Raw genomic sequence first — 12,443 nt, 5'->3', positions numbered from 1 at the left:
TTTTCAACAACCAACAACCAACAACCAATCAATTCTAGATGAAGTCATTACGATTAATTTTAGGGAATGCTAGATACTTCGGTCCTTCATGGGTTTTCGCAAGTATCAATATTTTATTTGGTACATGGGCAATTTATATACCTGCAGTCAAAGATGCTTTAGAAATTAGTAAATCCGAATTGGGTATAGCAATATTCTTTTTGGCGTTGGGGGTATTCACTGTTTTTCCGTTTGCTTCTGGTATTGTCAATAAATTTGGAGTTGGTAAGGTCACCTTCTACGGAGTAATGATGAGCTGTACTGCGGCCATGCTTCCATTTTTAGCATCTAATTATTATGTGTTGATGATTGCATTATTTCTTTTTGGAGCGGCAAACGGTATTACCGATATCGCTATGAATACTTTGGTAACCGAGATTGAAAAAAAGGATAAAGTAAAGTTTATGGCAGCTTCCCATGGTTTTTTCAGTCTTGGAGGAGTCTTGGCGGGTTTAGGTAGTTTTTTAATTGGTCCGTTATCAAATCCCGTATTACACATGTCTCTTGCCGTCTTGTTGGTAGTTTTGGTTAATTTTAAATTTAGAAGTCAATATTTTTCAGAAATAGCGGAGGAAATTGAAAACGAACCATTTAGCTTAGGACTTTTAAAACCATTGTTGTTACTGGGTCTTATTTCATTCGTGGCAATGGGCAGTGAAGGCGCTATAGTAGATTGGAGCGGATTGTATCTTAAGGAAGTAGCATTAGCTCCAGAAGCTTTATGGGGATTAGGTTTTTTAGGATTTCAAACTACCATGACCTTAGGTCGCTTTTTAGGTGATGGTATAAGTGATAAAATCGGGTCGGTGAAAATTGTGGCTTTGGGAGCTGTTTTTGCGATACTAGGTTATTTTTTAGTGCTTTCAGCAGACATTACTTTAAGTATTATAGGTTTCACTTTGAACGGATTGGGTTTTTCTGTAATGGTACCTGAAGTTTTTAGAATAGGAGGGAATGTAAAAGGAATTGAATCCTCTAAAGGCATTGCATTTATAGCAGGTACGGGTTATGCGGGCTTTTTGTGTGCGCCGCCGATCTTAGGTTTTTTAGCGGAAAATTACAGTTTAACTAGAAGCTTTGTTGTGTTGCTAATCTGCGCATTTCTTATACTATTGTTTACACTTTTATTAAAGCGAAGAAAGGCTTAGCTTTTTCTAGTTTTTAATATTACTCTTGACTTTAAATTCGCTGTTAGGATCTTGTACTTTCTCAATAAATTCTAGCATCTCATCAGTTAACAGTAATTGGTTTTGAGAATTCCAGTAACTCTGATCGTAAGGGTACTTTATTTTGAACAAGTCTTTTGATGAACTCACGTTTTTCTTTATATCAAAATCGCCTTCGTTGTCAGATGTTGTTAAAATAAAAGATACATCGTAGAAAGAGGTATAGGAATTTTGCTCATCTGTCAATTCTACTTTTACATCATATTTGGCAGATGCTATATGATACTTGTTATTTTCAGAAGATTTTGAAAGGTAAATTTCTTTTTCTACCGATACTGTTCTAAATCTTGTTTCCCCGTCTTCCTTGTATGGATTGTTCTTAAAATCAATTTCTATTAAAATTCGTTCTATAGCGTGGTCTTCATTGTTAATTATATAGTAACCAACAACTTTTTCATTGTCAAACTCAGGTTTCGTGTGAAAACTTAAATTTATTTTATTTCCATTCTCGAAAGTAGATTCTGTTAAATCAAAAGCATCACCCGTAGCATTTATAGGGGTGAAATTCATGAATAGTTGGTAAAAAGTTTCAAAAATGAAATATACTTTCTTTTCATCTTTAACCAATCCAACTTTACGCATATTGGTCAACTCAACTTTAAAATCTTTTTTGTCTGGATCAATTTCTTTAGTGTATAAAAGCGTTCTTCTTTCTAGCTTTCCTTGTATATCCTGTATTCGTGTAATTTCACCATTATATCGCAATACACCTCTCAATAAAAATTTCTCTTTATAAGGGTAAGTAGGGTAGTTGGATCTTACTGAATCTCCTACTTTTTGCCAAAGCGTTTTTTCATTGGTAACGGTAACTTCATTTAATTCTAATACACTTTTGTTGAGGTAGATGGTGTCTTTAATTTTTTGAGAAGTGGTTGTAAGCTTATCATACCCAACGCTGTAAACGATAATAGAATCTAAACTCGAAGAGAACTGAAAACGCCCATCAGCATTAGTCATTGTATGGTCTTTACTATTATAAACGCCAACAAATTCTAATGGAGAATTATCTGCACTATCTACAACAAGAGCGCTAGTGTTGTTCTGAGAATGGCTGAAAATAGAAAATAAAAAAAGTAAGAAGAATGGAAGTTTCATAGTGTAGTTGATGAATTTGAAGTGCATCAAATTTTATACCGTTTTATTTAATTTTTAGCCTAAGCCCATTGTGAACTAGCAACAGGTAATCTTCACTGAAGTATGTTTTATTGGCTACTTAATTTTTAAGATTACTATTAAATTTGAAGTCGTTTTGTGGGTCTTTTACTTTATTAATGAATGCTGTCATTTCATCAGTTAAAAGCAATTGATTCTGTTCATTCCAGTAGCTAGGGTTGTATGGGTAATCTAATTTAAAGAGGTCTTTGGTAGCACTCGTGTTTTTTGTCACTTCAAAATCCCCAAAATTATCTGTGGTCATTAATACAACCTTCAGATTATGTTTTCCTTCAAAAGAATTCTCTTTGTCTGTAGTGATAACTGTATATTCAAGATTTCCAGAATCAAGAAAATATTTATCTGACTCAAGTTTTTTCTTAAAAAACACATGTTTTTCGTAAAAGCTTGTTCTGTATAAAAGATGTTTGTTTTTGAAAAAGTCACCTTTTTTCGAGTTTTTTTCAAACTTATATTCCTGGACTGCAAAATCACTACCGTTTATAATATAATAACCTTTAATTTCAACTGAGTCCGACTCTTTAATGAATTCAATTTTTATATTCTTACCATTATTAAATTTCTTTTCGGTAATATCATAAAGGGACTCGTTTTGTGTAATTTCAGTTAGCTGATTATAGAAATCTTTTAATGAAGGGAAAACCAAGTAGGCATTTTTCTCATCATTTTTTAAACCTAATTTTCTCATATTAGTTAGTTCTACAATAAAGTCTTTTTTTGATTCCTTAATTGTATCGTCTGTGAACATGTTCTTGATAGATAGCTTTCCTGTAATATCTTCAATTCTATGCATCTCTCCGTTATATTTGGATATTGCACGAAGCATAAACTTCTCTTTAAAGGGTTCATTGCTGTAGTTTATGTTCAGCAATTCATATACTTCTTGTAAAATTGATTTTTGATTTGTAACCACTACCTCATCTAATTCTAAAATGCTCTTTTCTAGAAATATCGTGTCTTTTAAGTGGCTAAAACTAGCTTTGATTGTTTCATACCCAGGTCTATAAATTGTAACAGAATCTAATGATGATGAGAACTGAAAACGCCCATCAGCATTGGTCATTGTATGGTCTTTACTATTGTAAACACCAACAAATTCCAATGGAGAATTTTCCGCACTATCTAGAATAATAGCACTAATACTATGTTGGGTGTAGCCAAAAAAAGAAAAAAGAAGTAATGTGTAAAGCGAAAATTTCATAATTGGTTAGTTTGTTCTGAACAATATCAAACTCCGTACCGAATTATTTCACCTCAACACCTGTAAAGAAAAGAGAGAAATCAGCATCTGGTCTTTTATGCATCATACTAATGTGTAATCCGTTTAACACTTTATAGTCTTCCCAAGTGGTCGTCATATTGGGTTCAGATTGATTTTCTTTTCTGTACACCCATTCTTTAATAATATAATCATCACCAAAATAATAATCATAAGCATCACCAGGTGTATAACCGCCTTCATTATTATAGACCGTAGTCAATTTATGCATAGTAGCTTTGCTTATAGGCGCTTCTACATTCTCTGTAAGCTTGTGGGTAAAACTATTTTGGTCCCATACCAATTGATATGGTGCCAATAACCAAAACTTATCATTTACAAATCCGCCATCGGTTGTAATCATAGTGCTATCGACGGCTTTTCTGTTATAGGTAATGGTATCTTGTCTGGTCATCATGGTAACTCCGTTAGATGATGTTTTCCATAACCAAGTGCGTTCAAAGTGCTCATCTTCACGATCCACATTAAAGGTAAATTTGATACTTTGTACATCTTTCCAGTTTTCAAATCCGTTTGCATTTGCGATTTTTTCAAGAACTGTCAATTGCGTATCTTCGGCAACAGCAATTTTAGGCTTTTTTTGGTCGGTTTTACATGCTGTAAAAACACTTGAAATTAGAATGGAAAGAATAATTATTTTTCTCATTTTCAGCAGATTTTCAAGTAAATATATCAATTACAGTATCTTTAACCTACTTTTATTTTTTGTAAACCATCTATCAAAGTGACATTTCTTAAAAAGCTATGTTTTATTATTATTGGAAACCAATTCAATGAAAAAACGGTTTCTAGTGGTAAAAACGAAGAATATACCGATTTAGAGTTAGTAGAACGCATTGTATCTAACAATGACTCTATGCTCTTTGGTGTACTCTATGATAGGTACTCAAAATTAGTTTACAATAAGTGCTTGGGGTTCGCAAAATCGAACAAAGAGGCAGAAGACTTGACCCAAGATATATTTCTAATGTTGTATGTTAAACTTGGGTCGTTTAAGGGAAATTCTAAATTTTCTACCTGGTTATATTCGTTTACCTATAATTTTTGTGTCAATTATGTAAATAGAAATAAGGAACGAAAAATTAATGACAATTCGGTCAAGTTTGAGACACATGAAGATGTACCGGTAGAAGTGACCGATAATTTGTTGTTAGAAATGCAAGTAGATAAGTTAAAGAAAGCCTTAGAACTTATAGCACCTGAAGACAAATCAATATTGTTATTAAAATATCAAGATGGTGCATCTATTAAAGAATTGGAAGATATTTTAGAATTAAAATCAAGTGCCATTAAAATGAGGCTCAAAAGAGCCAAAGCGAAAGTAACGGAAATGTATAAAACCTTACCTTAATGTTAGAACAGGACAAAAATCCATTTAAAAACTTGCAGGGAGATCTTAAAGATGTTCCACCAGAACTACGTAAGAAAGTTATGGAAGACGTTGCTACGGCTAAGTTGATAATGGAATTGTCTCATTTGTTTACAGGTAGTTTTGCATCTATAATTGAAGGTATGCTAAATACGAAATCGAAAAGCGAATAAAAATAAAGTAGAAAAGTTATATGGAAACAGTTGATAAGTGGAAAGACCTCACCTTTGAATCGTTAAGTAATATATTTAAAGATATTGCTTCTGCATTACCGGGTATATTCGGGGCATTTATCGTTATTATTTTTGGTTGGATTATTATTAAGGTGGTCACTTTTGTTTTAAAAAGAATATTTAAAGCAATTAAATTAGATAAAGCTTCTGAAAAAATTAATGAAGCAAAATTATTTGGAGATGCCGATATCAAAATAGATTTACCTAAAATAATCGTCACTTTTATAAAGGTTCTTTTATGGTTGGTATTTATAATCGTTGCATCGGATATTATGGGCTTAACCATTATATCGACCGAAATTGCTAACCTTTTAAGATACTTGCCGATATTATTATCAGCGATGATCATTTTTATGATCGGTCTGTTTTTAGCCAAAACTATAAAAGAAACCATAGTTAAGGTGTTTGACTCTATTGGTTTAGGTGGTGGTAAGCTTTTAGGTAACGTATTATTTTACTTAATTATCATATTTGTTAGTATTACAGCATTAAACCAAGCGGGGATAGATACACAGATAATTACTAATAACTTTACTATTGTATTAGGTGCATTCTTATTAGCAATTGCATTGGCATTAGGCTTAGGGTCTAGAGAAATTGTAGGTGACCTATTAAGAACATTCTACTCAAGAAAGATTTATGAGGTAGGGGATAAGGTTAAAATAGGAGATTTACAGGGTACAGTAATCGGTATTGATAATATTTCAATGATACTGAAAACAAAATCCGGTAAGGTTGTTATCCCTATCAAAAAGGTAGTAGAGAAAACAGTTACAGTAGAAGAACAATCCTAATCGAAAATTAACGTTTTTCATTTAGTAAGAACAGATATGGTAATAATTCAAAATGTTATTGCTACGTATGTTTATGAATTAATTCATTAATTTTGTTAGAGATAAATAAACTTAAAATATGAGTGCTAAAAAAGGAAAAATTCAAGAAGCCATAGATGAGAAAATGCTGGAGGAAAGAAAAGTCTTTCTTTGGGGTATGGTTGATGACGATTCTGCAAAACATGTAATTGACAGGTTGTTATATCTAGATATGCAGAACAATAAAGAAATACAATTATATATAAATAGTCCGGGTGGTTATGTTACTTCTGGTTTTGCAATGTATGATACTATAAAAGCATTAAAGAGTCCGGTTTCAACAATCTGTACAGGTTTAGCGGCATCAATGGGTTCTATCTTATTATCAGTAGGTAAAAAGGGAAGAAGATTTATTCAACCACATGCTCAGGTAATGATTCACCAGCCAAGTGGTGGTGCAAGAGGTCAAGCTTCTAATATTGAAATACAGGCTAGAGAAATTATAAAGACCAAAGAATTGAGTGCACAAATATTAGCAGATAACTGTGGTCAAGATTTTGACAAGGTTTTGAAGGATTTTGATAGAGATTATTGGATGAATGCAGAAGAATCTATTAAATATGGTATCGTTGACGGTATTATGGAATAGATTACGGCAGCTATAAAAATTAAAAAGTCCTTTACCATTTTGGTAAAGGACTTTTTTGTGGTTGGTAGTTAATTTTGGATAATAGAATAGTATCCGATCTTATCTTAAAAAGACAAGGTTGTTGTTGAATTTATGAGGTATGCTTAAAAAAATTATTTAGATGCTAAGACACCTTTTTTAATCTGTAATATTGGGAATTCCGTTCTTCTGTTCAACTCCAATTCTTCTGGAGTACAATCTTCTTTACTCGTGCATTTATTGATAGGTACTCTTTTACCAAAGCCTTTGTAAGAAACAATTCTGTCTTCTGATACTCCGTTTTCAATAAGATATTCATAGGTAGATTTCGCCCTTCTTTCAGAAAGATCATCATTATAGTCATGACTGCCTACGGGGTCGGTATGCGCCTCGAGCTTAATAACCATATCTGGGTAGGTGTTATTCATAACACGAACCACTTTATCCAGCTCTCTAGCAGCATCTGGTCTTATATCACTTTTATTAAAATCGAAATATATCTTATTAAGTCCCGCTAATAATTTAAGGTCAAGTACAGGTTCAAGAACAATATCTTGTCTCATTATCTTTTGAGCCTTTGGCGTCTTTGACGTGTTAAAGTAAACGTTTTTATGAGGATGGGTTTTTCTAACCGCCTCTATCATATAGTTTGTTTTTCTGTTAACGGGAAATCTATAGTACCCATTTTCATCAGTTGTTGTTTGTGCAACTAGTGTATTTGTTACTTGATCATATAAAGTTACTTTAACACTGTCTAACATTTTATTGTTTACACCATCTACTACATAACCTTCAACATCTAAAGCAGGGGTAAATTTAAATTTGTAAATATCATCACTACCAACGCCACCTTCTCTGTTAGAACTTACGTAACCATCTAATCCGTTTGGTAAACCGTAATACGCGAAATCATCACTAGAACTATTGATAGGAGTACCTAAATTAATAATATCGATAACCTCTCCGTCTTCATTAGAAATGGTTGAGAAAACGTCTAATTGACCAAACCCAACATGACCATCAGAACTAAAGAAAAGCTTACCTTCTTCGTTAATAAAAGGGAACATTTCGTTGCCTTCTGTATTTACGATAGGTCCGGCGTTAATAGGTTCTTGTACACCACCACGCTCATGTATTTCAGCATAGTAAATATCGGTACCACCATAACCACCAGGTCTATCCGATGCAAAATAAATGCGTGTTCTCGCAAGATTTACAGACGGATGCCCGGTGGAATAGTAGTCACTATTAACCCTAAGGTTACTGTTCTCTTCCCATTTATCATCAACAAGTTTGGCTGTATATATTTTTAAATTAATTTCATTTGATGCGCCGTAACCTTCTTTTTTGTCATAAAAGTTGTTACGGGTAAAATACATAATAGTATCATTCTTGTAATCTGTAGAAAAGGCTACAGAGCTTTCATGAAATTTTGTATTGATATTCCCTTTTACTCGTCTAGGTTCAGACATAGGGTTATCTTCTTGAACGGCAAACAGATCTAACCACGGTTCGTCATTCCAACCATAACTTTCACCTGTAACTACATCTCTTCTTGAAGAGCTGAAGTACAAGTTTCCCATAAATCTATACACACCAAAATCACTGTCGGTAGAATTGAATGCGACAGGTTCTACTTCGTAACGTTGTCTACTATTGAATACTACTGAAGCTAAGTTGCCATCTTGTAAAAATCGCTTAACACGAGAATCGTTTTTATTGTATTTTTTATATTTTTTTAACCAAACTTCAGACTCATCCATATCTCCATTGGCGTATAAAGCCATGGCATATTTAAAATAGTAATCTGTTGGTAGCGTAGCATTATTTATAACTGCGCTAAAATGAGGAATAGATTTTTTATAGTCGCGTATTAGTAAATAACATTCTGCCAATTGCTGATGTGCATATTCAGCGTTGAAATCTGTCTCTATCATTCTTTCATACTCAGGTATTGCTAAAGAGTATGAGAATTTACTGAAATAGTAATCAGCTTTTTTTTGTGATGCGACTTGTGAAAAGGATAGTTGAGCTACTAGTAAAAGGAGCATTATTACTACAATATTTTTATAATTTTTCATCTTATCGATTTTAAATTATTAGAAATATCTAGGAGACTTAATAGGTCCTAATATCTTCTTGGTAAGTTCATAGATCAATATAATCTCATGTGTACCACCAGTATAAGGTCTTACTGCTGAGGTAGGTAAATCGTAAGCATAACCAACTCTAAAGTCTCTAGACACTTGGTAGTCCATCATAGCACCAAAGTTCGATGCATCGTTAACTCGGTACGAAGTACCGATCCAAAATTTTTCGTTAAACAAGAAGTTTACGGTAAAGTCGTATGTTGCCGGCGCACCATTGGTGAATTTTGTGATGACGGTCGGTTTAAATTTAGTGGTTTCAGATAAGTCAAACACCATACCACCAATAGCGTAGTAACTATTACGTTCTATAGCTTCAAATTCCCCATCATTCAAATCTGTATTTAATATTCTTGGAGAAGAAATACCTGCATACCATCTATTGGAACCAATGTAGAAACCGGCACCAAAATTCGGATTAATATTGTTAAAATTAGCATTGAAGAACTGATCGTTAGGATCAGGGTTTTCTAAGTTGTAACTAGTAAAACCGCCTTTTAGACCAAAACGCATTTTTACTTGTTGGCTAACAGGAACGGTATATGAGAAATCTCCGTAGAAGTAGTTGGTACTTTCAAAACCTAACTTATCATTAATATAAGAAACACCAATACCAATCTTCTCATTTTTTAATGGAGAGTGAATAGATAGGGTACTGGTTCTAGGGTTACCTTCTAAACCTGCCCATTGGTTTCTATGCAAAATTGTTGCGTTCAACGTTTCTCTACTACCTGCATATGCTGGGTTAACAGAAATAGTGTTATACATATATTGCGTAAACTGAGGTAGCTGCTGTGCACTTGCAAGGGCACCTGTTAAAAGTAGCATGGCTAAAAGAAGATTAGCTTTTTTCATGGTTTTGTTTGGGTTTAGCTTTTTAGGCTATGTGTTAATGTATAAGTAGGTTATCTTATTAGTTACAAATTTAATGGCTCTTCTGAAAGATTTAGATTATAACGGCTGACATCCCATATTATTCGTTATGAAACAGCATCTTCGTTCAATTGTTATTTTTTTCGGACGAACTAATTTGAGCTCATAATAGACTTATATAGTGTATTTTAAATAGAAAAATTATTGATATAAAATAAAAAAATGCCTCATCAATTTTTGAAAAGGCATTATCAATGACATATGAAAATTTTATTGCGTACCCAGATAGATATACCCGCTAAATGGTTCTATTTTTTTACCCGTATTTTTATCGATCGCGTTAATAATATAAAAGTAAGTACCGGTCGGTAACATATCAGATTGACCGAAAGAACCGTCAGGAGATTTACCGCCCCAGTCATTTTGATAATCTTTAACCTCTGCGATCTTAGTACCCCATCGATTAAATATCATAACATCAAAACTTAAGGCACAATTCTCAGCTCCTTTGATTTCAAAGAAGTCATTTACTCCGTCACCATTTGCTGTAACAGCTTTAGATATCTCTATATCACCTCTTCCACATGGTACACATTCTGTATCAACGATAACTGTAAAGTCAACATAGTATTTACATGTACCTTCGGTAGAACTATAGGCAATTTTATATTCGCCAGGCTCGTGTGCCATTGGGTCAAAATTGTTTTGCTCCAATACTACATCACCTTCTAGAATCATAAATGTACCGTTACGGTCAAAATCTGCCGGTAGGTAGTTCAATAGATCAATTGGTTCTTCTTCGATACAAACGTTAATAGTAATTTCTTGCAATTGTGGTTGCAGAACAAAAACGATCTGTTCAAAAGAGGCAGTGTTGCCACAAGAATCGGTAACGTTCCAAGTTCTAATGATCATATAATCATCAGAATCATCTGCTTGTTGCGTTTCTTCATCGTATACCACATCAAAATTACCACAGCCACCTGTGAATACCATTTCTGGAGCTTCGGGAATATCATCACCACAAATAATGGTCATCTCTTCTTCGTAAGACTGACTCATAATCGGTCCTGTAGGTTCTACGGTTATTACTTGGGTATGTTCTACCATGTTGCCAGCGCAATCAGTGGCTGTCCAAGTTCTGGTAACCGTATACCCTAGGGCACAGTTTTCGTCATTGGTAATCGTTTCTGTAAACGTTACGTCAATATTTGGCTCACAAGAATCTGTAGCAGTTAATATAGATGCATCTGGCACCATGTCACATTCGACAGTCATATCTTGCGGTAGTGCTTCATTGAAGGTCGGTGCGACCGTATCTTCAATAGTAATTACTTGGGTATGAGTACGAATATTACCGACACAATCGGTAATCGTCCATGTTCTAGTTATGGTATACTCCGTAGCACATTCGTCATCTTGACCAGCGATCAGCTCTTCATAATCAACAGTAATGGCACAAGTGCTATCGGAGGTTATTACAAAAGCATCAGGTATTGCATCACAAGCTTCAATAGTTTCATCGGTTGGCCAACCCTCATTTCCGTCATTATCAATAATAGTGATCGTGGCAATATTTTCTGATAGTATACCTACGATCGGATTCGAGCTATTCTCAAGGATTACGTTGAATGTTTCAGGATCTTCAATGATGATATCATCAATAATAGGAATTGTTATGGTCTGTGTATTCGGGTTTGTACCACCAAATGTCAGTGTCTGAGTGTTCTGAGGAACACCGGTATAATCCATTCCATCAACAGTAGACCCATCAATGGTATAGTATTCAACCGTAAACTCATCTTGAACATCGGCATTTAGTACAACATCAAGAGAAACCGTACCGGCATCTTCGTTTACAACAATTGAAGTAATATCAAATTGTACACCGTAAAGTGATGGGTCGCCGTCGTTGTCGGTAATAGTACCTATAGCAGCATCATCGATCATGTTAACAAGTGGGTGCGAAATAGTACCCAAAGTAATGTTCAGGTCTTCGCTAAATTCTAGTATCAGGTCGTTGATAATGGTCACCTCCACATTTTGTGTATCGCTATCGGCGGTACCTGTAGGGAAGGTTACGCTACCTGTGGCAATGACCACGGTATAATCATCGGGAGAAATCGCCGAACCATCTGTTACGGTATAGTCGACGGTAAATCCATCCTGTACGGTTAATCCTGTGTACGATATTACAAAATTAGTTACACCGTCAACAATATCTTCGGTCACATTAAAGTCAGCTACAGAAATACCTTCACTTGCGTCTGAAGTATCATCGTTAAGGACAACACCGGTCGCAGTGTTAGTGGTATTGCCATCAACAAACCCGGTAACGAATCCGTTATCGGTCGTTATATTGAAAAGTACTACTGTAAAGTCCTCATCTGCTTCGATGATCGTTTCTTCGGTCACTTCAACAGTAATGGTCTGAGAGCTTACGGTATCCGTAAAGTAAATTGTTCCATTTATCGGAGTAAAGTCTGCTGTATCGGCAGAACCGATATTGGTAGTATATTCTACCGTTACGGTCTCCCCAGCAGGAATAGTACCAGTATAGGTTACCTCAAAGCTGATTTCGGTAGCATCTGCAGCGGTATCCCCTTCAAGTTCGGAAACCGTAAG

At 34.5% G+C, this 12,443-nt stretch carries 11 protein-coding genes; 5 read left to right on the top strand and 6 right to left on the bottom strand.

Annotation, left to right across the window (positions count from 1 at the left end; translation table 11 throughout):
- Positions 1-38 precede the first annotated feature (38 nt).
- The gene (locus tag Q0871_RS18275) at positions 39-1,187 is read left to right on the top strand and encodes an MFS transporter (RefSeq protein ID WP_299326399.1); all 1,149 of its coding nucleotides are present in this window, start codon (positions 39-41) and stop codon (positions 1,185-1,187) included.
- A 6-nt stretch (positions 1,188-1,193) separates the two neighbouring features.
- Here Q0871_RS18275 and Q0871_RS18270 read toward each other — a convergent pair whose 3' ends face one another.
- The 3 genes from Q0871_RS18270 to Q0871_RS18260 all read right to left on the bottom strand — a co-directional run bounded on the left by Q0871_RS18270 (position 1,194) and on the right by Q0871_RS18260 (position 4,363).
- Entirely contained in the window at positions 1,194-2,360 is a 1,167-nt protein-coding gene (locus Q0871_RS18270; RefSeq protein WP_299326396.1) for a hypothetical protein, read from the bottom strand.
- Between the two features lie 118 nt (positions 2,361-2,478).
- Entirely contained in the window at positions 2,479-3,639 is a 1,161-nt protein-coding gene (locus tag Q0871_RS18265) for a hypothetical protein (RefSeq protein WP_299326393.1), read from the bottom strand.
- Positions 3,640-3,682: 43 nt separating this feature from the next.
- Complete coding sequence (locus Q0871_RS18260) at positions 3,683-4,363, bottom strand: hypothetical protein (protein ID WP_299326387.1); 681 nt, start codon at positions 4,361-4,363, stop codon at positions 3,683-3,685.
- Between the two features lie 78 nt (positions 4,364-4,441).
- On the opposite strand from Q0871_RS18260, the gene Q0871_RS18255 reads away from it, so the two are divergent.
- The 4 genes from Q0871_RS18255 to Q0871_RS18240 all read left to right on the top strand — a co-directional run bounded on the left by Q0871_RS18255 (position 4,442) and on the right by Q0871_RS18240 (position 6,780).
- Positions 4,442-5,068, top strand: coding sequence for a sigma-70 family RNA polymerase sigma factor (locus Q0871_RS18255; RefSeq protein ID WP_299326384.1), 627 nt, complete (start codon positions 4,442-4,444; stop codon positions 5,066-5,068).
- On the top strand, positions 5,068-5,259 hold the full coding sequence (locus Q0871_RS18250; RefSeq protein ID WP_036156071.1) for a hypothetical protein: 192 nt from the start codon (positions 5,068-5,070) through the stop codon (positions 5,257-5,259). Before Q0871_RS18255 ends, Q0871_RS18250 begins: the two co-directional genes overlap by 1 nt.
- A gap of 20 nt (positions 5,260-5,279) precedes the next feature.
- Positions 5,280-6,113, top strand: coding sequence for a mechanosensitive ion channel domain-containing protein (locus Q0871_RS18245; RefSeq protein ID WP_299326380.1), 834 nt, complete (start codon positions 5,280-5,282; stop codon positions 6,111-6,113).
- Positions 6,114-6,231: 118 nt separating this feature from the next.
- Positions 6,232-6,780: a ClpP family protease gene (locus Q0871_RS18240; protein ID WP_036156068.1), complete on the top strand. Its 549-nt coding sequence runs from the start codon at positions 6,232-6,234 to the stop codon at positions 6,778-6,780.
- 152 nt (positions 6,781-6,932) lie between these two features.
- On the opposite strand, the gene Q0871_RS18235 is transcribed toward Q0871_RS18240, so the two are convergent.
- From Q0871_RS18235 to Q0871_RS18225, 3 genes are all read right to left on the bottom strand, one after another.
- Entirely contained in the window at positions 6,933-8,879 is a 1,947-nt protein-coding gene (locus Q0871_RS18235) for an OmpA family protein (protein ID WP_299326374.1), read from the bottom strand.
- Positions 8,880-8,897: 18 nt separating this feature from the next.
- Positions 8,898-9,800, bottom strand: coding sequence for a type IX secretion system membrane protein PorP/SprF (locus tag Q0871_RS18230; protein ID WP_299326371.1), 903 nt, complete (start codon positions 9,798-9,800; stop codon positions 8,898-8,900).
- A 288-nt stretch (positions 9,801-10,088) separates the two neighbouring features.
- Positions 10,089-12,443: Calx-beta domain-containing protein (locus tag Q0871_RS18225; RefSeq protein ID WP_299326368.1), on the bottom strand; the 2,355-nt coding region annotated here is incomplete at its 5' end.

Origin of the sequence: uncultured Maribacter sp. (assembly GCF_947500985.1) — a bacterium.
In the GTDB taxonomy this organism is placed as follows: Bacteria; Bacteroidota; Bacteroidia; order Flavobacteriales; family Flavobacteriaceae; genus Maribacter.
The sequence above is the reverse complement of the archived record's forward strand: the minus strand, read 5'-3'. Positions and strand labels throughout refer to the sequence as shown.

What these genes read in the sequence shown, in the direction of transcription:
- Q0871_RS18275 (WP_299326399.1), top strand. Translation starts at nt 39, where the DNA reads ATGAAGTCATTACGATTAATTTTAGGGAATGCTAGATACTTCGGTCCT.
- Q0871_RS18270 (WP_299326396.1), bottom strand. Translation starts at nt 2,360, where the DNA reads ATGAAACTTCCATTCTTCTTACTTTTTTTATTTTCTATTTTCAGCCAT.
- Q0871_RS18265 (WP_299326393.1), bottom strand. Translation starts at nt 3,639, where the DNA reads ATGAAATTTTCGCTTTACACATTACTTCTTTTTTCTTTTTTTGGCTAC.
- Q0871_RS18260 (WP_299326387.1), bottom strand. Translation starts at nt 4,363, where the DNA reads ATGAGAAAAATAATTATTCTTTCCATTCTAATTTCAAGTGTTTTTACA.
- Q0871_RS18250 (WP_036156071.1), top strand. Translation starts at nt 5,068, where the DNA reads ATGTTAGAACAGGACAAAAATCCATTTAAAAACTTGCAGGGAGATCTT.
- Q0871_RS18245 (WP_299326380.1), top strand. Translation starts at nt 5,280, where the DNA reads ATGGAAACAGTTGATAAGTGGAAAGACCTCACCTTTGAATCGTTAAGT.
- Q0871_RS18240 (WP_036156068.1), top strand. Translation starts at nt 6,232, where the DNA reads ATGAGTGCTAAAAAAGGAAAAATTCAAGAAGCCATAGATGAGAAAATG.
- Q0871_RS18235 (WP_299326374.1), bottom strand. Translation starts at nt 8,879, where the DNA reads ATGAAAAATTATAAAAATATTGTAGTAATAATGCTCCTTTTACTAGTA.
- Q0871_RS18230 (WP_299326371.1), bottom strand. Translation starts at nt 9,800, where the DNA reads ATGAAAAAAGCTAATCTTCTTTTAGCCATGCTACTTTTAACAGGTGCC.